This window comes from Pseudomonas sp. SJZ077, assembly GCF_007993905.1.
In the GTDB taxonomy this organism is placed as follows: domain Bacteria; phylum Pseudomonadota; class Gammaproteobacteria; order Pseudomonadales; family Pseudomonadaceae; genus Aquipseudomonas; species Aquipseudomonas mandelii.
Genome location: NZ_VIUJ01000022.1, coordinates 72,220 through 93,905, shown reverse-complemented (window position 1 = coordinate 93,905; position 21,686 = coordinate 72,220). Strand labels below are relative to the sequence as shown.

Sequence of the window (21,686 nt, the reverse complement as noted above, 5' to 3'; positions counted from 1 at the left end):
TACCTCAAGATCTCGCAAATGAAACGACGGGTCTACTGTCAGAACTGACAGAAGGAAAGTGCGCTTTTGCGCGTAAGCCTTCGCTCACACGCAAACGTGCAAGGGCGTTTACAGCGCAGGCGCCGGAGCCGCAGTCACAGGTGCCGGGGCTTGCAGCTGTTTGAGCTCGGACTGGATCGGCGTCGTCGCGCATTTGGCCACGGCTTGTTCAGGCGTCAGGTTGCGGATCGAGGTGTAGAACAGCTCGCAGGTTTTTTCTTTCTGGGTCACTTGCCATGTCTGTGTGCAGCCTTTCAGCTGAGCGGTCGGGTCGGTCCCGGGTTTGCTGCCCATACCGGCCTGCCAGCAGGCGGCGCTCAAATCCTGGCCCATGACTTTCAGGCCCGCGGCATCGGCCTTGGCCTGAGCATCGTCGCCGGTGTAGCTCTCTGGGTTGGCGGCGTACCAGATGTAGCTCGGGTGGTTGGAGCCCAGCACCGGCACCTTCACCCCGGCGCTCGGGCTGATCGTGGCCAGACCCAGCACATTCACGGTCGGCCCGTATTGCTGCTTGATCCAGTTACGCACCGGTGCGCCAAACGCGACCATCGGCAACGTGGCACCGCGGGCGTTCTGGCTGACTTCCTTGACCATGGTGGTCTGGTAGTCCTTGAAGTAGTCGTAGACACCTTCCAGATCCTTGCCCGCACTGGCTGGCGCCGCAATCGGCGCGATATCAATGATGGTCTGGTAACCCGGCGTCTGATCGGCGGGGATACCGTTGTCGGTCAGCAGCGTGGCCCAGCGATCCGTGGTGGCGGAGCGCAGGTAATCCTGGGCCTGTGTCAGGGAGTAATCCGGCGGGAAATGCAGCAGCTCGACGCTCTTGCGGTTTTCCAGGGCCATGCCCAGTGGCAGGAACAGATACCAGCTGTAAGCCCACTTGCCATCAACGTTGAGCTTTTTGGCGCCCGTGTAGGCCAGATCACCGGCATTGAGCAGCGCGGACAACGGTTTTTCGTAACCCTTCGGCACGCCGCTGATGTCGGCGTAGAGCTGACCGTTATCGGTTTTGACCCGCACTTTCGCGGTGCTGTAGCCATCGCGCTGTACGCTTTGGGTCAGGTAGTGCTCGACGGTTTGCTCAAGCGTCCAGTTGCGGAAGCAGACGACGTTGCAGTTGTTGGGGTAGGCGAACAGCCGCGTGACGCGTTCGGTGCTGCCCAGTTTCAGATCGACATTGGCGTGGGCGGCGGCGCTCAGGGTAAGGGCCGCGAGGGTAAGTCCTGTCAGTTTGAACATGCTCAGATCCTTTTCAGCGTGGGCCGCGTTGATCGCGGGCGATAGTTACTTAAGCAGATCGGCCGGCAATCGCTCACCTGAACATCAAATGAGTCAGGTGATATTCCGGGAAATACATCCGACACACGAAGATGACGCCGACCATCACCAGCAAAAACACCAACTGCAACGGACTGAAGTGCGCCCAATGCAGCGCCGTCAGCCAGGGACGCCGAGCGGCCAGTTCAGGATCGAGCTGACCGATACGGCGTTTGTGCAAGAGACCGATCAGCATGAAACCGACATAAGTCGCCATGCCCGGCCAACCCAACAGAAGCCCGAACAGCAACGTGAGGACGGCTTGCGGAACACCGTGTCGCATCACCAACCAACGGGTATCCGGGTTCCAGTGGCGGGGGACCAGGCCTTCGGTCAGCCACAGGTCCTGGACAACGACATGCGAGATGATCGGCACCCACCAACTCATGGCGAAACGGAAGAACCAGACCAGCACGCAGGCGAATGCCAACGGGATAAATATCATTGGGATGCTGATGCTGAAGCCTTTGGATTTGTATTCGGTCGGGAAATAAAACAAAAACAGCGCCAGTGCGATGCCCGCCCAGACACGCACCCAGGTTTCGTCGGCGATGGGGCGCGGCAGGAAACGTCGCCAGTGAAAAACATCGGCGTGGGGCAACCGTAAGCGCAATTGCGGGTAACGCCACTTGAGGGTTTGCGCAAGGTCATGACAGGCCTGCCATTCGTTTTGGCCAAAGCCGTCGATCATTTTCTTTTGTTGGCCAGGCTGCATCGGATTCATCAGCAAGTGCGCGGCTTGAACGTCAGCGGCCCAGGTCCGGTTGTCTTGGGCCTTGGCCTGCAGGCTTGCGTAGAAGCTTTCCTGATTGCAGCGCTCAATCAGTGCCTGCCAGAGCGACATCGGTTCAGGATGAATGCCTTTTTTATCGTCCCAGCCAAACACCTGACCGACGCGATCGAACAGTGGCAGGCTCCATTCGGTGTCGTTGAACAATTGCAGGAGGATCCGCTGCCACTCCTGACGTCGATCGAACACCTGCAGCCAGGGTTGCACGGTGTAACTTTTAAGCTGTGTCAGGAATTCCCGCTCCTTGCCGGCTTCGAGCAACTCCTGCAACGCCTGCCGATAATCCTGCAGCAAGCCGCTGGCGAGAGCGTCTCGCTGCCAATCGGTCATTTCGACGTTTTGCCAGGGCGCGAGCCAATCGAGGTGCTGGACCGCCCAGGCGGCAATCGAATTGCGCAAGCCCGGATGATCGAAGCACAACGCCAGCAATCGCTGTTCAAACGCCTTGGCGCAGTGCTGTTGTTGCGCTTGGGCCCAGCGCTCGGACAGATTCTGCTCGGAGAGTCCGTCGAGCAAGGCGCGCGCCGCGAGTTCGTCCGGCGCTGCAACCGGTTCGTGAAGGGGCTGGGGGTTGGACGGTGCAAGGTTCAGCGAGCGCAGAGGGGGCGGACTTTCAAGGTTCAAGGGCCGAAGTGGAGGCGGATTTTGAAGGCTCAACGGACGCACGCCGAGCACATCGGACCCTGCCTGAAGGTCGGTGTGATTGGGCTGCTCGACAATGTCGACCGTTGCGACTTCATGTTCTTCGGCGGCGTATTCGGCTCGCCATTGCGCAACACCCAGCGCCTCCTCATAGGCTTCACGCAAGCGCTGAAAGCCTTCGGGATCTTCATCGGGCCGGAAGGTTTTCAGCAGCCTTGCATAGCTTCGCTTGAGGGTGCGCGCATCAGCGTCTTCGGGCAGTTCCAGCACAGACCAGCAATCCATGTTGCTGCTCCTTAGTGCCAGAGACCGTTGTCCAGCGTGCCCAGTTGCTGGGTCAGTTCACTGCGCGCTTCACGGATCCGCCGTTCATCCTGCGAATCAAGCACGTGCTGAAACTGTTTGGCCCAATGAGCAATCTGTTCACGCATCTGCCCCAGACTTTCCTGATAGAGACGCTCAAGACGTGCGGTCAACACCGTATTGACCTGCTGATCGCGCGGATGAATCTTCAACAGCGCCAGGCCCTCCAGGCGTTGCTGAATCTCTTCGGGTGTGAGCACGCCGGGGTTGTTTTCGATGACCAGCGAATGCTTGTCGCCCGTCAGGGGAATGACCACCTGGGCTTCAAGCAAACCGTTGTTGTCATAGGTGAAACGCACGTCGAGGGCGACTTCGCCGGCCTTGCGTTTCGGCACTTTGATGTCCAGTTCGCCCAATGCCACGTTGTCTTTGACCAGGCGGCTTTCGCCCTGAAAGATCTTCAGCAGCACGTGCTCTTGGTTATCTTGCAATGTGTACACCGTCTTGACCCGGCTCACCGGCACGATGCTGTTGCGCTCGATGATCGGCAAGTAATGCCCGCTTTCGTACTGCTGGCCGATTTGGGTCGAAGTCTCGATGCCCAATGTGTAAGAACAGACGTCGGTCAGCACCACTTCTTCCAGCGCGGCGGAGCGTGCTTTCAAGGCAGCCTGGATCGCCGCACCGTGGGCCACGACTTCGTCCGGATCGAGACTGATCGAAGGGAAACGCCCAAACAGGCCGGCCGCCAGTTTGCGCACCAGCGGCATGCGCGTCGTACCGCCTACCAGGAGGATTTCGTCGAGATCACTGACCCTAATCCGCGCGTCTCTCAGGGCCCGCTCGATCGGTGTGCGCAGGCGTTCGAGCAGCGGCGTGTAGAGCGTGGCCAATTGCGCTTGGGTGATGGTTTGCGTCCATTGCTGGCCGTCGACCCGCAGGCTGAATTCGGCGCTGCTGTCCTGGCCCAGGGCTTTGCGCACGCGCTCGGCCTCGCGACGCAAAGGCTGGATGATGCTGTTGCGGTCAGGAAAGTTGTCGGTGTTGCGATGGTGCTCAAGGAAATGCTCAAGCAGCACGCTGTCGAAATCTTCACCACCCAGGAAGTTGTCGCCCGCGCTGGCGCGCACTTCCATGACCCCGTCGAAGAGCTCCAGGATCGACACGTCGAAGGTGCCGCCGCCGAGGTCGAACACCAGGAACGAAGTTTCCTTGTCCCGTTGATGCAGCCCATATGCCAGCGCCGCAGCGGTTGGCTCGTTGATCAGTTTTTCAACCTTCAGACCCGCCAGCTCACCGGCAATGCGCGTGGCCTTGCGCTGGGCATCGCTGAAGTAGGCCGGCACGCTGATCACCGCTTCATGCACGGTTTCGCCGAAGGCCCGCTCGACGTCTTCCTTCAGGCTCTTGAGCACCAGCGCCGAAAGCTCCTCGGGACGGAATGACCGGTCTCCCAGACGCACTTCCGTAGCGCTGCCCATGTGCCGCTTGAACAGCGAAGCGGTCTGGCGCGGGTGAGTGTGCAAGCGCTCGCGGGCAGCCTGGCCGACCAGAACCCGGCCCTGATCATCGAGACCCACCACGCTGGGAGTGAGGAACTGGCCGAGTGCATTGGGCACCAACTCGCTGGACTCCCCGCGCCAGACGGCAACGAGGCTGTTAGTGGTTCCCAGGTCAATCCCTACGATCATGGCGATGAACTCCCTTTCCGGCCTGCAAAAAGTTGAAACAGATAATATTCGCGCAAGGATATTACCGGAGCAGCGGGGCGGTAAAGGAAAGTAGTGGCACTGAGCTATTATTTGCGGCGGGACGTGGTTTGGTCCGCAAGCGTTGGATGTGACAGAGGGTTACAAGAGGTGCAGTGTCTACCGCTCTCGAGCACTGCTAGACTGGCGCAGTATTGGACTTGGCAAAGGTCACCCATGAAACCTTCTACTGCACTGGATCTAAAACGAGCAGCCGTCCGCGAGGTCGTCGGTCGATTTCGTACGTCCAACCCTCGTGTATTTGGTTCCGCGTTACTCGGGACAGATAAAGAAGGGAGTGACCTTGATTTACTGGTGGACGCTCTCCCAGGGGCCACGCTTTTCGATCTCGGAGGGCTTCAAGTCGAGCTCGAAGATTTGCTGGGGGTCAGTGTTGATCTGCTGACGCCGGGAGATCTTCCGTTGAAGTTTCGTCAGCAGGTACTCGAACAGGCTCGTCCCGTATGACTGTTAACCGTCTCGCAGATTACCTTGACCATATGCGGCAAGCCGCAAGCGATGCGCTGATTTTTGTCGAAGGCTTGAGTAAAGAAGAGTTTTCCGAAGACAAACGTACCCAGCAAGCTGTGATCATGAGCCTCATCATTATTGGTGAAGCAGCCACCAAAGTAATGGATGGCTATGCGGATTTTGCGAGCGAAAATTCACAAGTGCCATGGCGCAGCATGCGAGGTATGCGCAACCGCATTGCTCACGGCTATTTCGATATCAATCTCGAAGTGGTGTGGGATACCGTTCAGACGGCCTTGCCTGAGTTGTTGAAGGTTTTACCCTCCGATCAAATCTGATTGCACCTGCTTTGCACAGGTGCAATCAACTTCGTTTACGGCATCACCGGCGGCGTATACGTCAGCGTCGTCCCCAGCGCCCACAGCAAAAACAGCACCAGCGGCGTGTGCACCAGCAATTGCACGAACGAGAAGCCAATCAAGTCCCGCGCCTTCAACCCGAGCACGCCCAGCAGCGGCAGCATGTAGAACGGGTTAATCAGGTTCGGCAGGGCTTCAGCCGCGTTGTAGATTTGCACGGCCCAACCCAGGTGGTAATTCAGGTCGGTGGCCACCTGCATGACATAAGGCGCTTCGATGATCCATTTGCCGCCGCCGGATGGAATGAAGAAACCGAGAATCGCCGAGTAAACGCCCATCAGCAGCGCATAAGTGTCGTGGGACGCAATGCTGACGAAGAAGGTCGAGATGTGGTGGGCCAGGGTCTGCGCGTCAGTGCCTTTGACCGTGGTCATCAGCGCAGCGATCGAGCCGTAGAGCGGAAACTGGATTAGCACGCCGGTGGTGGTTGGCACCGCTCGCGATACGGCATCGAGGAAGCTGCGCGGGCGCCAGTGCAGCAGCGCGCCGAGCATGATGAACAGGAAGTTGTAAGTGTTCAGGCCCGAGATCGCGCTGATCGCCGGTTTAGTCGAAAACTCGTGGAACAGCCACCCTGCGGCCAGCAGCACCAGCAAAATCGTCAGCAACGGGCTGTGCTCCAGCCATTCGCCGGGGCGGGTGCGCGGTTGCAGCGGTGGCAGGTTGAAGCTCGGGTCGATGCCGCAGGCTTCGGCGTCGCGGGCTGTTTTCGGCCCCGGCGCGGTGGCGTAGGCGATGATCAGCGAAATCACGATCAGTGCCAGCAGCATGACGCCGGACTGCCAGAGAAAAATGGTCTGGGTGAACGGAATGACGCCGGTGATCGACAGAATCGAGGGTGGCAGGCTGGCCGGGTTGGCCTGTAATTGCGCGGCGGACGACGACAGGCCCAAGGCCCACACGGCGCCAAGGCCCAGATACGCGGCAGCACCGGCGGCGCGGTAATCCATTTTCAGGTCGGTGCGGCGAGCGAGGGCGCGCACCAGCAGACCGCCGAACACCAGCGACAGGCCCCAGTTCAGCAGCGACGCCACCATGGAAATCAACGCGACCCAGGCCACGGCCGAGCGGCCGTTTTTCGGGATCCGGGCCAGGCGGTCGATGAGTTTCACCGCGGGCGGGGAGCTGGCGACCACATAACCGCCGATGACCACGAACGCCATCTGCATGGTGAACGGGATCAGGCTCCAGAACCCATCACCGAAAGCCATGGCCGCGTCAGTGGGTTTGGCGCCCATGAACAGGGTCGCCACGGCCACGATGATCACCGCCAGCGCGGCAAATACCCACGAGTCGGGGAACCAGCGTTCGGCAAAACTTGAACAGCGCAGGGCAAAGCGTGCGGAGCGGGTATCTTCGATATCAGCGGCCACGGGAGTACCTCGAATTTTTATGTTTATTGTGGTCTTTGGGGCGGCAAAGGCCCGTCTGGACAGGTGCCAACAGTAATTCAATCGGTCATTTTTTTGTGACGAAGATTAACCCGTCTGAGACTTTGGTCTAACGGGTTGTCGGTGGACGCGTTTGCGTAGACCATGGGCGCCTTGGTTTTTTGCCCGTGCCAGAGTTCTTTTCATGACTGCCAATACCGATTCGCGCCCGGCGCCGTTCAGCCGCTCGGACTACAAGACCCTTGGCCTGGCGGCCCTTGGCGGCGCCCTGGAAATCTACGATTTCATCATTTTCGTCTTTTTCGCGCTGACCCTCAGCCAGCTGTTTTTCCCACCGGAAATGCCCGAGTGGCTGCGCTTGCTGCAAAGCTTCGGGATTTTCGTGACGGGTTATCTGGCGCGCCCATTGGGCGGCATTCTGATGGCGCATTTCGCCGACCGGCTGGGGCGCAAGAAGGTCTTCAGCCTGAGCATCCTGATGATGGCGCTGCCGTGCCTGCTGATCGGCATCATGCCGACCTACGCCCAGATCGGCTATTTCGCACCGCTGCTGCTGTTGGTCCTGCGGGTCCTGCAGGGCGCTGCGGTCGGCGGTGAAGTGCCGAGCGCCTGGGTGTTCGTCGCCGAGCACGCGCCGGACGGGCATCGCGGTTATGCCCTGGGCTTCTTGCAAGCCGGGCTGACCTTTGGCTACCTGATCGGCGCCCTGACCGCGACCTTTCTGGCGCAGGCGTTCACCCCGGCGGAAATCCTCGATTACGCCTGGCGTTACCCGTTCCTGCTCGGCGGCGTGTTTGGGGTGATTGGCGTCTGGCTGCGCCGCTGGCTCAGCGAAACCCCGGTGTTCATGGCCATGCAGGCCAAGCGCGAGGCCGCTGTCGAACTGCCGCTGCGCACGGTCTTGCGCGAACATCGCCTGGCGATATTGCCAGCGATGCTCCTCACCTGCGTACTGACGTCGGCGGTGGTGGTGTTCGTGGTCATCACCCCGACCATGATGCAGAAAACCTTCGGCATGACCGCCAGCCACACCTTCGCCTTGAGTGCCTTGGGCATTGTGTTCCTGAACATCGGCTGTGTACTCGCCGGGCTGCTCGTCGATCGCATCGGCGCCTGGCGCACGGTCATGCTCTATAGCCTGCTGCTGCCGCTGGGCATCGGCGTGCTTTATACGTGCCTGATCACCGGGGGCCAATGGATCGGCTTGGCCTACGCGATTGCCGGACTCAGTTGTGGGGTCGTCGGCGCGGTGCCGTCGGTGATGATCAGCCTGTTTCCCGCGCGAATTCGCGTCTCGGGGATTTCCTTCACCTACAACATTGCCTACGCAGCGTGGGCGAGTGTCACACCGTTGTTGCTGATCGGTCTGATGCCGTGGAGTCCGTGGATTTGCGTGATCTTCAGCGCGGTGATGGGCGCGGTGGGCGTGAGCAGCGCTGCTTATTTCGGCACACGGATGCCCCGGGTTGAGCATTGCCCGGCCGCTGGCACGGCATGAACGCAAGGTCACGCAGGCGTGCCGCAACTATTTTTGTAGGACAACCCTGAAACACTCTTCAGAAAATATCCGCAAGGCCGATGGCTAGGCTGCATGCCGCTTTCCATTCCTGTCCATCGGTGCTTTCCATGTTCAACAAACGCTTGAAGCAGGAGCTGTCGGCTCTTCGCGAAGAACTCTCCAGCCTTCAGCAAGTGAAGGACAGTCTGGAAAGCGAGATGCTGGTCCTGACTCTGGATCCTGATGGACGGATTCAATCGGTCAACCAGAACTTCCTCGGCGAGATGCTCTACAAGAGCAGCGACCTGATCGGCCGGCACATTGAAGACATCGTCCCGCCCCATGTGAAATCGGACGAATTCCACCTCCGCTTCAAGGCTGCGCTGACCCGCCGTGAGCACTTTGCCGGCGCCGTGCGTTTGCTGCGGGGCAATGGCAAGGAAGCCTGGTTGCGTTCGATTGTGCAGCCCGTGTTGTCCTCGGAGGGGCGGATCAAGCACTTCTCGATTTATTCCAGCGACCTGACCCGCACCATCGAGGCGTCCCGCGAGCATGAGAACCTGATCGGCGCGCTGGTGCGTTCGACGGCGGTCATCGAGTTCGATCTCAATGGCAACGTGTTGGCGGCCAACGAGCGGTTCCTCAGCGGCATGGGTTACAGCCTGGCGCAAATCAAGGGCAAACATCACCGTACGTTCTGCGAGCCTGAAGAGTACAACAGCGCGGAATACCAGAACTTCTGGCGCCGCCTGAACGCCGGCGAATTCGTGGCAGGCCGCTTCAAGCGTGTGGACAACCACGGTCGTGTGGTCTGGCTGGAGGCGTCCTACAACCCGGTGGTGGATGCCAACAACACGCTCTACAAAGTGGTGAAATTCGCCACGGTGATTACCGATCAGGTCAATCAGGAGCAGGCGGTCGCCGAAGCGGCCAACATCGCCTACAGCACCTCCCAGCAAACCGATCAAAGCGCTCAGCGTGGAACCGCCGTGGTGACTCAGGCGGTGGACGTAATGCGTGACCTGGCCCGGCACATGCAAACCGCCGGCGAAGGCATCGAAGCGTTGAACGAGCAGTCGCTGGTGATTGGCACCATCGTCAAAACCATCAGCGGCATTGCCGAACAGACCAACCTGCTGGCGCTTAACGCGGCCATCGAAGCGGCGCGCGCCGGTGAACAGGGGCGAGGTTTTGCGGTGGTGGCGGATGAAGTCCGGCAGTTGGCGTCCCGTACCAGCCAGGCCACCGATGAAATCGTTGGCGTGGTACGCCAGAACCAGGACATGGCGCGCAATGCCGTGGCCCTGATGACCGACGGCAAACTTCAGGCTGAACAAGGCCTGGCGCTGGCGGCGGAAGCGGGCACGGTGATCGTCGAGATTCAGGACGGCGCACAGAAAGTGGTGAACGCGGTCGGGCAGTTTGCCAATCAACTGGCGACTTGATAACTGACCTCCAGGTGGAAATCGCTACAATCGGCGTTTCCCCAGGAGCAGCCCTCATGAGCGTTTCTCACCGCCGTCCGGTTCCCTTGTCCAAGGCTTATCGCTTGCTCAATCACGGGCCGACCGTGCTGGTCAGCGCGGCGCATGAAGGCAAGCGCAACATCATGGCCGCGGCCTGGGCCATGCCTTTGGACTTCGAACCGCCGAAAATCGCCGTGGTGCTGGACAAGTCCACCTGGACCCGCCAACTGCTGGAAGCGTCGGGCACCTTCGTGCTGAACGTTCCCTGCGCGGCCCAGGCCGACATCGCCCAGACTGTGGGCTCGACGTCGGGCCTGGAGCTGACTCAGGGCCAGGGCCTGGACAAGTTTCAGATCTACGGCCTGCAGACGTTCAGTGGCGAGCTGATCGATGCGCCGATGCTTGAAGGTTGCGTCGCCTGGCTGGAGTGCCGACTGCTGCCGGAGCCCAACAACCATCAGCAATACGACCTGTTCCTGGCCGAGGTGATTGCCGCCCAGGCCGATGAGCGCGTGTTCAGCGAAGGCCGTTGGCACTTCGAGGGACACGATGCGCTACGCACCCTGCATCATGTGGCGGGCGGGCATTTCCTGACGATCGGCGAGCCGGTGGACGGCAAGACTCTGCAGCCGTAAACCGGCGGCCTTTTACACCCAGACGTCATTCTGCGCCGTGCGTTCGCCGCCTTCGCTGCCTGTATTCAGCACACCCTTGGGCTCGATCAGCAGCAGTTTCACTTCCTGCGCGGCAGAGGGTTTGTGCTCGACACCCTTTGGCACCACGTACATTTCCCCCGCGTTCAGCAGGACGTGGCCATCGCGAAAGTCGATGCGCAGCTGCCCCTCGATCACGATGAAGGTCTCGTCGGTGTCCAGGTGATCGTGCCAGATGAAATCCCCCAGCAGTTTCACCACTTTGAACTGGTAGTCGTTCATCTCGGCGATGACCCGAGGGCTCCAGTGCGAGTCGATCCGGGCGATTTTTTCAGCGAAGTTCAGGCTTTGGTAGGCGTTCATGAAGAAAGCTCTCGTGGTTGATCGTGAAGCCACGATAGTCAGCACGGCAGCGGGCTTCTTGTACGATTGTGCGCGCTCAGCGGCGGTGCATTTTCATCCAGCGGGCCGGTGAGAGGCCGTATGCCTTGCTGAATTGCCGGGTCATGTGGCTCTGGTCGGTGAAACCGGCGATCAGTGCGGCACTGACCAGAGACTGGCCCTGGATCAGCAGGGCGCGGACCAGGTCCAGGCGACGCATGGTCAGGTATCGATAAGGGCTGGTGCCAAACAACAGGCGGAAATCCCTCGACAGACTCCAGCGATCCCGACCGCTGTGCTGCGCCAGTTCCTCCAGTGTCACCGTGCGATCCAGGGCGCTGTGGATGAACTCCCGCGCGCGCTCCGCCGCCACGTAGTCGAAGCGTTGGCGTTTACCGGGCGCGCCGGAGACAGTGCTCAATGCCTGCGCCAGATCGAACAGCGCGTCCTGCTCTTCCAGTGGATCGAGGGGGCAATCCAGGCTTCGCAGCAGCACGTCGGTGGCGGCGAACAGGCGTGGGTCGGTCGACAATCCGGTCTTGATGAACGGCAGCGGTTGCCCGCCGAGTATCTGCTGGATCAGCGCCGGCTCGATGTACATCATCCGGTACTTGAAGCCGGCCTCGGTGCCAGCCTCGCCATCGTGGACTTCGTCCGGGTGCAGCACCAGGGTCCCGCCGGGCAGACTGTGGCGCCAGCCGCCGCGGTATTGAAAACTCTGCACGCCGGCCAGGGTCCGGCCGATTGCGTAGGTGTCATGGCGGTGAAGGTCGTAGCCGTGGCCGGCAAAAAATGCCTCGAAACGCTGAACCCCGCCCACGTCGGGGGCGCGATGGAACCAGTCGATGGGAGGCGTGTGCTTGGCCATGGTGTCGTTGTCTTGAGCGCAATGTCGATCACGGTAACCCAGGGACCGGCCACCTGTCTGCTGGCCGACAAAACCCATGGGGCTGGTAGAAAACCGCATACAAATGTAGCAAGGTATCGAGCACTCTCTGCACCCTGTAAGCCATCGAGGCGCGGGTGCGTTTGACCGTTCGTCGAGGTGTCTGGTATGAGCAAACTGCGGGTAGGGATTATTTTTGGTGGTCGTTCGGCGGAGCACGAAGTGTCGCTGCAATCGGCGAAAAACATCGTCGATGCGCTGGATCGGTCGCGCTTCGAACCGGTGCTGATCGGTATCGACAAGCAAGGCCATTGGCACCTCAATGATCCATCGAACTTCCTGCTCAACCAGGAAAATCCGGCCCTGATCGCCCTCAACCAGTCCAACCGGGAACTGGCCGTGGTGCCGGGCAAGGCCAGCCAGCAATTGGTCGAAACCTCGAGTCAGGAAATGCTGGGTCACGTCGACGTGATCTTCCCGATCGTGCACGGCACGCTGGGTGAAGACGGTTGCCTGCAAGGCCTGCTGCGCATGGCGGATTTACCCTTTGTCGGCTCCGATGTGCTCGGCTCGGCGGTGTGCATGGACAAGGACATCAGCAAGCGGCTGTTGCGTGATGCCGGGATTGCAGTCACGCCCTTCGTGACCCTGACTCGTGCCAGCGCCGCGCGCACCGGGTTCGCCGAGGTCCAGGCCAAACTCGGTCTGCCGCTGTTCGTGAAGCCGGCGAACCAGGGGTCGTCCGTGGGCGTCAGCAAGGTCAGTGACGAAGCCGAGTACACGGCGGCGGTGGAACTGGCCCTGGGTTTCGATGAAAAAGTATTGATCGAATCCGCCGTCAACGGTCGCGAGATCGAGTGCGCGGTGCTGGGCAACGAGGATGCCATCGCCAGCGGTTGTGGCGAGATCGTGGTGCGCAGCGGCTTCTATTCCTACGACAGCAAATACATCGACGCTCAAGCGGCAGAGGTCGTGGTGCCGGCCAACATCAGCAGCGAGGCCAGTGAGCGCATCCGCGCCTTGGCTGTCGAGGCGTTTCAGGTGCTCGGCTGTTCCGGGCTGGCGCGGGTCGATGTGTTCCTGACCGACAGCGGCGAAGTGCTGATCAACGAAATCAACTCGCTGCCCGGCTTCACCCGAATCAGCATGTACCCCAAGCTCTGGCAAGCCACCGGCATGACTTACAGCGAGCTGGTCAGCCGCTTGATCGATCTGGCGCTGGAGAAGCACAAGGCACGGCAAGCGCTGAAGATCACCCGATAAGCTACTCGGGACTATTCAAACAAGGATTTATGGATGAGCGATAAAACGGAGTACCTGTTTTCCTACGGCACCTTGCAGGACAAAGTCGTGCAACTGGCCAACTTCGGGCGCGAGCTCAGCGGCAGTGCCGATGCGATGCTGGGGTACGAGCAGTCCTGGGTCGAAATCACCGACCCAGAGGTGTTGGCCACCAGCGGCAAGACTCACCATCCGATTCTTCGTCCGGGAAGCGATAGCAGCGTCCCGATTCCCGGCATGGTGTTCCAGATCACACCCGAGGAACTAGCCGCCGCCGACAGTTATGAGGTATCGGATTACAAGCGTGTCAGCGTAGTCCTTCAATCCGGGATTGAAGCGTGGGTGTACGTGAGCGTGTAGTGTGCCTGCGTGATATCCGATGAGCCGGGGAGGGGAGATTTTCAGCGTCGGCCAGTACGCTTCGACCGACGTTTGATCAAGCTTGTTTCATAGGTTTAATCAGGCTCTCTGCTGGTATTCCGAACAGATCATGTAGTTTCCATATCATCGGAAGCGTCAACGCACGCTTGCCATTAAGCACTTCGTAAACCCGGTTTGTCCGGCCAATGGCAGGCGCAAGGTCCGCTGCGGACAGACCTGATTGTTCCATGCGAAATTTTATCGCATCGATTGGATTGGGCAGATCAACTGGAAACTGCTTCGATTCATAAGCTTCGATCAGTGTGATCATGATGTCGAAATAATCCCCTTCAGGCGTGCCAGGCTCTGGCTCATTGTCGAAAAGGGCAGATACAGTCTTGAGGGCTGCGCGGTAGTCCTCGTCGGTGTGAATCGGACGAATGTTCATTGGTTACTCCATCTCGACGGTATCGGCGTCGATTGCGTCGTACTGCTTGTGAGTGCCGACAAATTTTATGTAAACGGCGCCGAAGCGATAAGCCACAGCGACTACCAGCCGAAAGTCATTACCCTTGATGTTGAACACGACTCTACGGCTCTTGAGAATGCTGGCGGTAGCAAAGTGCGCTTTTATGTTCGCAGGTGTTTTCCACTCGGCATTTCTTGCCTCGTCAATCCAAGCTAGTAAGGATTGTTCTGCGTCCGGGTAGCGCTCCCAAAAACTTTTAAGCTGGCTAATGGCGATAATTCTCATGGCGTGATCCTAGTCCCGTGATGGGACTGATGCAAGTCTGTGGAGGTGTGGCCGATGGGAGGTGCGGATTCGACTTTGTACCTAGGTGCTTCGGGTGGCTGAACTGATGCGAAAAATGATCTTTGAACTCTATCGAAGAAGCAGTGGTGTGCAGGTAGGAAAAGTCGGCGCGAGGTAGCCGAACAGGACTCATTACATACAAAAAAGGCCTACCTCCCGGTAAGCCTTTTCCACCCTCTGTAGGAATCAATCCCCCAACGCAGCCCCCTCACGACGAGGATCGGCCCCGCCCGCCAATGAAGCCTTCCCCTGCGCATCCTTCACCCGGACAATCGCCTGGGTGCCGCTGGTCATGTCGATCTCGCTCACGCTGTGCCCTTTGTCCTTCAGCGCCTGAATCAACCCGGCGCTGAACTGACCCTCTTCCAGTTCCGTCGGGCCGTTTCGGCTGCCGAAGTTGGGCAGGCTGATGGCGGCTTGCGGGTCGAGGTTCCAGTCGAGCAGGCCGATGGTGGATTTGGCGACGTATTCGATGATTTGCGAACCGCCCGGCGAGCCGATGGTGGCGAGGAATTCGCCGCTCTGACGGTCGAAAATCAGCGTCGGTGCCATGGACGAGCGGGGGCGTTTGCCGGGTTCGACGCGGTTGGCGACTTTCTGCCCGTTTTCTTCGGGGATGAACGAGAAGTCGGTCATCTGATTGTTGAGCAGAAAACCCTGAACCATCACGTGCGAGCCAAACGCGGATTCGACGGTGGTGGTCATGGACACCGCGCCACCTTCGTCATCGACCGCGACCACTTGCGAGGTCGAGATGCGCAGCGGTGAACGGTCCGGTGCATAGGCGATCTTGATGCCCGGCGGGGTGCCGGGTTTGGCTATGCCCATGCTGCGGTCACCGATCAGGGCGGCGCGGCTGGCCAGATAGCTCGGGTCCACCAGGCCTTTGACAGGGACGGGCACGAAGTCGGCGTCGGCCAGATAGAGCGCGCGGTCGGCGTAGGCCAGGCGCTCGGCTTCGGCAATCAGGTGCACGGCTTCTGGCGTCGGCTCGGTGCCGGCGGGTTTGTCGGTCTTGACCGGTTTCATTGAGGCCAAGGCAAAACGCTGGTCGCGTACTTCCAGCGCCTGGAGTGTGCCGAGGATCTGCGCTACGGCGATCCCGCCCGACGACGGTGGCGGCATGCCGCAGACCTGCCAGCGTTTGTAGTCGGTGCATAGCGGCGCGCGTTCCTTGGCCGTATAGCCTTGGAGATCGTTCAGCGACAGACTGCCAGGGTTGGCGTGGCCCTGAACCTTGGCGACGATTTCTTGCGCAACCGGCCCTTTGTACAACGCATCGGGACCTTCTGTGGCGATGCGTTTGAGTACGGCGGCCAGTGCCGGGTTTTTCAGCTGAGTGCCGGCGGCTTTCGGGCTGCCATCGGCATTCAGGAAGTACGCCATCATGTCAGGCGAGCGACGCATGGAGGAATCTGAAGCGATCAGTTGATGCAAGCGCGGCGAGATGGCGAAACCTTGCTCCGCGAGTCGGATGGCCGGTTCGAACAGTTGCGCCCATGGCAGACGACCGTGTTTCTGATGTGCCAGCTCAAGCGCTCGCAACACACCGGGCGTGCCCACTGAGCGACCCCCAATCTGCGCCTGGGTGAAGGCCATCGGTTTGCCGTCGGCTTGTAGGAAAAGCTTCTCCGTGGCGCCGGCCGGTGCGGTTTCGCGACCGTCGTAAGTGCGCACGTTCTTGCCATCCCACAACACAATGAACGCGCCGCCGCCGATGCCCGAGGATTGAGGTTCCACCAGCGTCAACACCGCTTGCATGGCAATCGCGGCATCCACCGCCGAGCCGCCCTGACGCAGCATCTCGCGCCCGGCCTCGGCCGCCAGAGGGTTGGCTGCCGCCGCCATGTGTTTCGAGGCGTGCCGGGTTTGCAGGTCGGTGCGATAACCCGAGGCGACTTCCGGCGCGATCGGCAATGTCGACGTGGGCGGGGCGTTGCACGCTGCAAGGGTCAGCGCAGTGGCGATCAGCGAAAAGGCTGACAGGCGATAGCGGCTCAAGCGGAAGGCTGAGAACACGTTGGGCACTCCGTCCGTGGGAAAAGATCAGGGGACTTTATCGGCCGACAGGGCGTGGTGCAAACCACGGATGAGAGCCAAGACGCTTTTACCCTTCATGAGTTGACGGATTTTCTGTAGGGTCGAGGGCATCAGACGGGGCAGAAAATCAACAAGAGGCAGCCATGCAGACCGAGTTTCCCACCCAGCCGAGTTATCGCACTCAGCGTGAGCAATTCCTCGCCGCAGCGACCGCGGCCGGAGCGACGTTGACTGAATATCCGCATCCCCTCAAAGGACCTTTCGGTGAACCCTTGAGCACCGATGTGGCGGTGTTGGGTGATCCAGGTGCCAAGCGATTGCTGATTGCGTTGAGCGGCACCCATGGGGTGGAAGGTTTCTATGGCTCGGGATGCCAGATCAAGTGGATGCAGGAGTTGGGCAAGCGTTCACTGCCGGCGGATGTCGCGGTGGTGATGATCCACCTGATCAATCCCTGGGGCACCGCATGGCTGCGTCGGGTCAACGAAGACAACATCGATCTGAACCGCAATCACCTGAACTTCGAACGTCCGCTGCCGGACAATCAGGCTTACGCAGCGCTGCATGACATCTATGCGTTCACTGAGTTGCGGGGGCCCGAACGTGAGCGCGCCGACGCCTTGCTCGACGGACAGATTCGCGAACACGGCTTGCCAGCGGTGATGTCAATCGTCGAGGGCGGCCAGCACAGTCATCCCGATGGGCTGTTTTATGGCGGCCTGGCGCCGAGCTGGTCGAACCGCACGCTGCACGAAATCCTGCAAACGCATGTTGCCCACGCCGAGGTCGCGATGTGTTTCGATTTGCACACCGGCGCTGGCGAGTACGGTCATCCGATGTTGCTGACCATCACCGAGGCGGCTTATCCGGCGCTACCCGATGCGCAGGCCATTTATGGTCCCTGGCTCTACACGTTGCTGACCGGTGCCGACACCTTGAGTGAAACCGGCGTGGCGGCCACCGCGACGGGCTACACCTCGCAGGCACTGATCAATGCGCTGCCGCAGGTCAAACTGATGCCGTTCGTGATCGAGTGCGGGACGTATCCGGGGCCGGACGTTCATCGTCATTTGCGCGATGACCACTGGCTGCATCTGCATGGCAATCCAAGTGATGCGGTGGGGCGCGAGATCAAGCTGAATCTGTTGGAGCAGTTCTATCCTGCCGACAGCGACTGGCAGGCGATGGTCTGGCTGCGGACGTGGCAGATTTGGGAGCGCGCGTTATCGGCGTTGCCGACGGTTCGTTCTTGAAGTGCTGTTCGGGGCACTTTTCGCGAGGCATAAAAAAACGGCCTACCTTTCGGTAAGCCGTTTTTAGTACTTGGTGGCTACACAGGGACTTGAACCCCGGACCCCAGCATTATGAATGCTATGCTCTAACCAACTGAGCTATGTAGCCAAGTGGCGCGCATTATTCACCGGTAATGCAGATGCGTCAAGCGTAAATCCAAAATATTTCTCTACGCTTTCAACCGCTTATCCACCTGAGCCGAATATTCGGGCCGGGTGAGGGCGTCAACTGAGCTGAAATCTCCCGGTATTGGCACTCAAGGCCTTGCTGCCCTGGCTCAAGGTGTCCGCCGCCAGGTTCACCGCCCGCGCGCCTTCGAGCAACCTTACCGCGGCCTGATCGACCTGCTGGATGTTGCCGCTGACTTCATCGGCGGTGCTGGCCTGTTCCTCAACCGCCGTGGCGATCTGCGCCAGGGTGTCGGTAACGCCTTGCACCGCGTGGGCAATTTCCCCGAGGCGTTCGCCCAGGCCGGTGACCGACTGGGCATCACTTTGCGCTTGGCTACAGGCCGCTTCCATCAGGCTGACCGCCTCATTCACCGTGCTGCGCAGACTGTCGACAGTGCCGGCGATCTGCGCGGTGGAGGACTGAGTGCGTTGCGAGAGGCTGCGCACTTCATCCGCCACCACCGCAAAGCCGCGACCCTGTTCGCCCGCGCGAGCCGCCTCGATCGCCGCGTTGAGCGCCAGCAGATTAGTCTGCTCGGCCACGCCGCGAATGGTGTCGACCACCAATTGAATCTGCTGGCCTTGTTCGCTGACCCGGCCGAGTGCCGCCGCCGTGTCGTTCAAGCGCTGGTTGAGCTGCTGAATGCTCGCCGTGGTGCGTTGGCTGTCGCGGCTGCTGTCGGCCGCAATGCGTTGGGTGTGTTGAGCGCTGCCGGACGCCTGTTCGCAACTCTGGGCGACACCCTGAGAGGTCGCGGCCAACTGCGTGGCCGCAGCGGCGATCTGGCTGATCTGCAATTGCTGCGCTTCAACTTCGCCCAAGGCGCCGCTGGAGTGATGGTTGAGGGTGCGCACCGCGTTGCTCACCTGCAAGGTTTCGTGATCGACCCCCAGTAAACTGTTGCGCAGCTGCACCACGGCGACATTCAGGGCGGTGCTGATGGCCGCCAGTTCGTCGCGCCCCTGCACCGGCACTTGCAGGCTTAGGTTGCCGTCGCGCAATGCTTCGGCCAGCAGGGTGATGCCGCTGGCGCTGCGCCGGATCGAGGCCTGCAAGCAGATGAACAGGTACAGCGCGGCCAGCAGCAGGCAGCCAAAGATCGTCGCCACCAGAATAAACTGGCTGATCGCCGAGCCATGGTAGTAATCCAGGCGTTGATCCAGCGAAACCAATGACTGCTGGCGCAGCGAGGCGAGGTCGGTGAGCAGGCTGTCGAGGCTGCGCTCGAATTCTTCCGGCTTGAGCTTGATGCTGCCGCCGAAGACGCCGTCATCGAGGACTTTCAGTTCAGCATCGAGATGCTTGAGGCTGTCGTGGTATTGCCCGGCCCAGCTTTGCAACGCGCTGGGCAGGCGTGCTTCCAGCAGGCTTGCGGTTTTCGCCAGCTGTTCCCGGGCATCGCCGATACGACTGCGCAAATCGCGCAATTGCAGACGGCTTTGCAGGGTGAACTGCCCGGACACCACCGATGCCTGACCGACGCTGGCCAGGCGGCCAACCCGCTCAATCAGGTCCGGTGCATGCTGTGTCGAGATTTGCGTCAGCAGGTAGGTTTCCAGCCACGGCGCGAGGGTCAGGCGATTGTCCATGGCGATCTGCTCGCGCAAGGCTTGCAGTGCACTCAAGGCATTGGTGAAACGATCGTAGCCATCCGGCCACCAACCAACGCTGCTCAGGCTTTTCGAGTCGAGGCCGTTGAGGGCGGTTTGCAGGGCCTGATAACGGGTCAGGGTTTCGCCCTCGGCGCCTTCGGTTTTCAGCGCATCACCGAGGTCCGAGGTGGCTTGGGCGACGGCGGGTTGAACCGCATCGAACCCAGCCATCGCGGCAAGGGTTGCAGGCGTTGGCTGGCGATTGGTTTCCGTCGCGCGCCAGCGGGCGGCGCGGTCGCGTTGGGCGGCGAGCAGGTTATCGAGCGCATCCAGGGCGAGCAGTTGCCGAACACCGGCACGTTCGCCGGAGATCAAGTTAAGTTTGGCGCGATAGTCCTGACCAATCATCACCAGGCTGCCTGCCAGCGGCAGGATAAACAGCAGAAACAACAACTGAAATTTGCGTGCGAAGCCAAAACGCCCCAGCAATCCGATCCCCGGTGATAAAAAAGCCTGCATGCCCCATGACTCCTCTGAACACCACGCACCAATGGCGTGCGTCGGGGTCGTTGCGACCGCGACTTGTGCCCTTTTAAAAGGCCTCGAAAGTTCACCCTTGTCAGCTCTGTAGGCCGACTCTGTAGCGAAACTTCCCATTCTCGGTCCCCTTTGTAAGGGGCCGCGTTGAAGCGGATTAACAAGGCAAGATTCAGACCATGGCGTTGCGCTATCACCTTCTTGGCGATGAGTGTCGAGGTCGTTAGCAGGCTAAGGGGATGGCGCTGTCGCACTGAAAAATGGCACATTGACGCACCTGCCTGCGTGCACCCCATCTGCTGTACGGAAATTCTCATGGCTATCAGCAATGTTCAGACCGGCACGACGTCGGCACCCGCGACTTCACAAAGCAGCCCGCTGGTCATGCGCATCATTGGCGCGGTGGCGCTGGCGCATTTGATCAATGACCTGATCCAGTCAGTTCTACCGTCGATTTATCCGATGTTGAAAGCCAACTATGGCCTGACATTTACCCAGGTTGGATTGATCACTTTGACGTTCCAGCTGACGGCTTCGCTGTTGCAGCCATGGGTCGGTTACCACACCGATCGCCATCCCAAGCCTTGGCTGCTACCGGCGGGAACCATCTGCACGCTGATCGGTATTTTGATGATGTCGGTGGTCAGTACTTTTCCGCTGATTCTGCTGGCGGCGGGGTTGATTGGCATCGGCTCGTCGACCTTTCACCCGGAAGCTTCTCGCGTGGCTCGACTGGCCTCGGGCGGGCGATTCGGTCTGGCGCAATCGACCTTTCAGGTCGGCGGCAATGCCGGCTCGGCCTTCGGCCCGTTGCTGGCAGCGGCGATCATCATTCCCTTCGGCCAGGGCCATGTGGCGTGGTTTGGATTGTTCGCCGTGTTTGCGCTGTTCGTGCTCTATCGGATCAGCCGCTGGTACGCCAACCACTTAAACCTGTTCAAGCTCAAACAAGGTCAGGCGGCAACGCACGGCCTGTCGAAACGCCGGGTGATCAGCGCGCTGGTGGTGCTCGGGCTGCTGGTGTTCTCCAAGTATTTCTACATGGCCAGTTTCACCAGCTACTTCACCTTCTACCTGATCGAGAAGTTCGACCTGTCGGTGGCCAGTTCGCAGCTGCATCTGTTCCTGTTCCTGGGCGCCGTGGCGGCGGGGACGTTCTTCGGTGGGCCGATTGGCGACAAGATCGGGCGGAAGGCGGTGATCTGGTTCTCGATCCTTGGCGTGGCGCCGTTCACGCTGATCCTGCCTCACGTTGATCTGTTCTGGACAAGCATTCTGAGCGTGCTGATCGGCTTTATCCTCGCGTCAGCCTTTTCGGCCATTGTGGTGTACGCACAGGAACTGGTGCCGGGCAATGTCGGCATGATTGCCGGGGTGTTCTTCGGATTGATGTTCGGTTTTGGCGGGATTGGCGCGGCGTTGCTCGGGCATCTGGCGGATGTCCACGGCATCGAATACGTGTACTTTCTGTGCTCGTTCCTGCCATTGTTTGGCGTACTGGCGATCTTCCTGCCAAGAACCAAAAAGGCGTAGCACCGCTCCACCTGTAGGAGCGTGGCTTGCCCGCGAAGGCCATTACACCGTTTGCCAG

General features: G+C 60.2%; 19 protein-coding genes, 1 tRNA gene and 1 pseudogene. 10 read left to right on the top strand and 11 right to left on the bottom strand.

Annotation, left to right across the window (positions count from 1 at the left end):
• Positions 1 to 108 precede the first annotated feature (108 nt).
• The 3 genes from FBY01_RS26340 to FBY01_RS26330 form a co-directional block, all read right to left on the bottom strand.
• Positions 109 to 1,281: a hypothetical protein gene (locus FBY01_RS26340; protein ID WP_010458339.1), complete on the bottom strand. Its 1,173-nt coding sequence runs from the start codon at positions 1,279 to 1,281 to the stop codon at positions 109 to 111.
• A 73-nt stretch (positions 1,282 to 1,354) separates the two neighbouring features.
• Positions 1,355 to 3,076 carry a J domain-containing protein gene (locus FBY01_RS26335; RefSeq protein WP_145310056.1) on the bottom strand — a complete coding sequence of 574 codons (1,722 nt, stop codon included), beginning with the start codon at positions 3,074 to 3,076 and terminating at the stop codon, positions 1,355 to 1,357.
• An 11-nt stretch (positions 3,077 to 3,087) separates the two neighbouring features.
• Positions 3,088 to 4,785: a molecular chaperone HscC gene (locus FBY01_RS26330; RefSeq protein ID WP_010458331.1), complete on the bottom strand. Its 1,698-nt coding sequence runs from the start codon at positions 4,783 to 4,785 to the stop codon at positions 3,088 to 3,090.
• 234 nt (positions 4,786 to 5,019) lie between these two features.
• On the opposite strand from FBY01_RS26330, the gene FBY01_RS26325 reads away from it, so the two are divergent.
• Together FBY01_RS26325 and FBY01_RS26320 are read left to right on the top strand one after the other, a co-directional pair.
• Positions 5,020 to 5,310 carry a nucleotidyltransferase family protein gene (locus FBY01_RS26325; RefSeq protein ID WP_010458330.1) on the top strand — a complete coding sequence of 97 codons (291 nt, stop codon included), beginning with the start codon at positions 5,020 to 5,022 and terminating at the stop codon, positions 5,308 to 5,310.
• Positions 5,307 to 5,651, top strand: coding sequence for a DUF86 domain-containing protein (locus tag FBY01_RS26320; RefSeq protein WP_010458329.1), 345 nt, complete (start codon positions 5,307 to 5,309; stop codon positions 5,649 to 5,651). The genes FBY01_RS26325 and FBY01_RS26320 overlap by 4 nt, the downstream gene beginning before the upstream one ends.
• Positions 5,652 to 5,686: 35 nt before the next feature.
• Here the strand turns inward: FBY01_RS26320 and FBY01_RS26315 are convergent, their stop codons facing one another.
• Positions 5,687 to 7,105, bottom strand: a complete 1,419-nt coding sequence (locus tag FBY01_RS26315; RefSeq protein WP_010458328.1) for a short-chain fatty acid transporter — start codon at positions 7,103 to 7,105, stop codon at positions 5,687 to 5,689.
• A 202-nt stretch (positions 7,106 to 7,307) separates the two neighbouring features.
• Between FBY01_RS26315 and FBY01_RS26310 the strand changes: the two genes are divergently transcribed.
• From FBY01_RS26310 to FBY01_RS26300, 4 genes and pseudogenes are all read left to right on the top strand, one after another.
• On the top strand, positions 7,308 to 8,621 hold the full coding sequence (locus FBY01_RS26310) for an MFS transporter (protein WP_145310058.1): 1,314 nt from the start codon (positions 7,308 to 7,310) through the stop codon (positions 8,619 to 8,621).
• Between the two features lie 80 nt (positions 8,622 to 8,701).
• Positions 8,702 to 9,526, top strand: a pseudogene (locus FBY01_RS32365) (PAS domain-containing protein); the annotation flags it as partial.
• Positions 9,506 to 10,066, top strand: coding sequence for a methyl-accepting chemotaxis protein (locus tag FBY01_RS32360; protein ID WP_370655159.1), 561 nt, complete (start codon positions 9,506 to 9,508; stop codon positions 10,064 to 10,066). The pseudogene FBY01_RS32365 and the gene FBY01_RS32360, both read left to right, overlap by 21 nt.
• 56 nt (positions 10,067 to 10,122) lie before the next feature.
• The gene (locus FBY01_RS26300; RefSeq protein ID WP_145310060.1) at positions 10,123 to 10,722 is read left to right on the top strand and encodes a flavin reductase family protein; all 600 of its coding nucleotides are present in this window, start codon (positions 10,123 to 10,125) and stop codon (positions 10,720 to 10,722) included.
• 12 nt (positions 10,723 to 10,734) lie between these two features.
• On the opposite strand, the gene FBY01_RS26295 is transcribed toward FBY01_RS26300, so the two are convergent.
• Both FBY01_RS26295 and FBY01_RS26290 read right to left on the bottom strand, forming a co-directional pair.
• On the bottom strand, positions 10,735 to 11,103 hold the full coding sequence (locus FBY01_RS26295; protein ID WP_010458312.1) for a cupin domain-containing protein: 369 nt from the start codon (positions 11,101 to 11,103) through the stop codon (positions 10,735 to 10,737).
• Positions 11,104 to 11,179: 76 nt separating this feature from the next.
• Positions 11,180 to 11,989 (bottom strand): AraC family transcriptional regulator, encoded by an 810-nt coding sequence (locus FBY01_RS26290; RefSeq protein WP_077749037.1) that lies wholly within the window; start codon positions 11,987 to 11,989, stop codon positions 11,180 to 11,182.
• A 186-nt stretch (positions 11,990 to 12,175) separates the two neighbouring features.
• On the opposite strand from FBY01_RS26290, the gene ddlA reads away from it, so the two are divergent.
• A complete protein-coding gene (gene ddlA, locus FBY01_RS26285; protein WP_010458310.1) occupies positions 12,176 to 13,270 on the top strand; it encodes a D-alanine--D-alanine ligase in 1,095 nt (364 codons plus the stop codon).
• A gap of 33 nt (positions 13,271 to 13,303) precedes the next feature.
• Complete coding sequence (locus FBY01_RS26280; RefSeq protein ID WP_010458309.1) at positions 13,304 to 13,648, top strand: gamma-glutamylcyclotransferase family protein; 345 nt, start codon at positions 13,304 to 13,306, stop codon at positions 13,646 to 13,648.
• Positions 13,649 to 13,724: 76 nt separating this feature from the next.
• On the opposite strand, the gene FBY01_RS26275 is transcribed toward FBY01_RS26280, so the two are convergent.
• From FBY01_RS26275 to ggt, 3 genes are all read right to left on the bottom strand, one after another.
• On the bottom strand, positions 13,725 to 14,096 hold the full coding sequence (locus tag FBY01_RS26275) for a type II toxin-antitoxin system HigA family antitoxin (protein WP_077749022.1): 372 nt from the start codon (positions 14,094 to 14,096) through the stop codon (positions 13,725 to 13,727).
• Positions 14,097 to 14,099: 3 nt separating this feature from the next.
• Complete coding sequence (locus FBY01_RS26270; protein ID WP_077749021.1) at positions 14,100 to 14,402, bottom strand: type II toxin-antitoxin system HigB family toxin; 303 nt, start codon at positions 14,400 to 14,402, stop codon at positions 14,100 to 14,102.
• A gap of 246 nt (positions 14,403 to 14,648) precedes the next feature.
• Positions 14,649 to 16,481 carry a gamma-glutamyltransferase gene (ggt, locus tag FBY01_RS26265; protein WP_145310063.1) on the bottom strand — a complete coding sequence of 611 codons (1,833 nt, stop codon included), beginning with the start codon at positions 16,479 to 16,481 and terminating at the stop codon, positions 14,649 to 14,651.
• Between the two features lie 164 nt (positions 16,482 to 16,645).
• Here ggt and FBY01_RS26260 point away from each other — a divergent pair, with 164 nt between their 5' ends.
• Positions 16,646 to 17,755: a DUF2817 domain-containing protein gene (locus FBY01_RS26260; RefSeq protein WP_145310065.1), complete on the top strand. Its 1,110-nt coding sequence runs from the start codon at positions 16,646 to 16,648 to the stop codon at positions 17,753 to 17,755.
• Between the two features lie 71 nt (positions 17,756 to 17,826).
• Here FBY01_RS26260 and FBY01_RS26255 read toward each other — a convergent pair.
• Together FBY01_RS26255 and FBY01_RS26250 are read right to left on the bottom strand one after the other, a co-directional pair.
• Positions 17,827 to 17,903, bottom strand: a tRNA-Met gene (locus FBY01_RS26255).
• A gap of 116 nt (positions 17,904 to 18,019) precedes the next feature.
• Positions 18,020 to 20,077 carry a methyl-accepting chemotaxis protein gene (locus FBY01_RS26250; RefSeq protein WP_010458292.1) on the bottom strand — a complete coding sequence of 686 codons (2,058 nt, stop codon included), beginning with the start codon at positions 20,075 to 20,077 and terminating at the stop codon, positions 18,020 to 18,022.
• A gap of 333 nt (positions 20,078 to 20,410) precedes the next feature.
• Between FBY01_RS26250 and FBY01_RS26245 the strand changes: the two genes are divergently transcribed.
• Positions 20,411 to 21,628 (top strand): MFS transporter, encoded by a 1,218-nt coding sequence (locus FBY01_RS26245; protein WP_145310067.1) that lies wholly within the window; start codon positions 20,411 to 20,413, stop codon positions 21,626 to 21,628.
• Positions 21,629 to 21,686 lie beyond the last annotated feature (58 nt).

Coding starts and splice junctions, on each gene's coding strand:
- ddlA (WP_010458310.1), top strand. CDS start 12,176: ATGAGCAAACTGCGGGTAGGGATTATTTTTGGTGGTCGTTCGGCGGAG.
- FBY01_RS26335 (WP_145310056.1), bottom strand. CDS start 3,076: ATGGATTGCTGGTCTGTGCTGGAACTGCCCGAAGACGCTGATGCGCGC.
- FBY01_RS26270 (WP_077749021.1), bottom strand. CDS start 14,402: ATGAGAATTATCGCCATTAGCCAGCTTAAAAGTTTTTGGGAGCGCTAC.
- FBY01_RS26295 (WP_010458312.1), bottom strand. CDS start 11,103: ATGAACGCCTACCAAAGCCTGAACTTCGCTGAAAAAATCGCCCGGATC.
- FBY01_RS26250 (WP_010458292.1), bottom strand. CDS start 20,077: ATGCAGGCTTTTTTATCACCGGGGATCGGATTGCTGGGGCGTTTTGGC.
- FBY01_RS26260 (WP_145310065.1), top strand. CDS start 16,646: ATGCAGACCGAGTTTCCCACCCAGCCGAGTTATCGCACTCAGCGTGAG.
- FBY01_RS26325 (WP_010458330.1), top strand. CDS start 5,020: ATGAAACCTTCTACTGCACTGGATCTAAAACGAGCAGCCGTCCGCGAG.
- FBY01_RS26310 (WP_145310058.1), top strand. CDS start 7,308: ATGACTGCCAATACCGATTCGCGCCCGGCGCCGTTCAGCCGCTCGGAC.
- FBY01_RS26290 (WP_077749037.1), bottom strand. CDS start 11,989: ATGGCCAAGCACACGCCTCCCATCGACTGGTTCCATCGCGCCCCCGAC.
- FBY01_RS26245 (WP_145310067.1), top strand. CDS start 20,411: ATGGCTATCAGCAATGTTCAGACCGGCACGACGTCGGCACCCGCGACT.
- FBY01_RS26275 (WP_077749022.1), bottom strand. CDS start 14,096: ATGAACATTCGTCCGATTCACACCGACGAGGACTACCGCGCAGCCCTC.
- FBY01_RS26320 (WP_010458329.1), top strand. CDS start 5,307: ATGACTGTTAACCGTCTCGCAGATTACCTTGACCATATGCGGCAAGCC.
- FBY01_RS26300 (WP_145310060.1), top strand. CDS start 10,123: ATGAGCGTTTCTCACCGCCGTCCGGTTCCCTTGTCCAAGGCTTATCGC.
- FBY01_RS26330 (WP_010458331.1), bottom strand. CDS start 4,785: ATGATCGTAGGGATTGACCTGGGAACCACTAACAGCCTCGTTGCCGTC.
- FBY01_RS26280 (WP_010458309.1), top strand. CDS start 13,304: ATGAGCGATAAAACGGAGTACCTGTTTTCCTACGGCACCTTGCAGGAC.
- FBY01_RS26340 (WP_010458339.1), bottom strand. CDS start 1,281: ATGTTCAAACTGACAGGACTTACCCTCGCGGCCCTTACCCTGAGCGCC.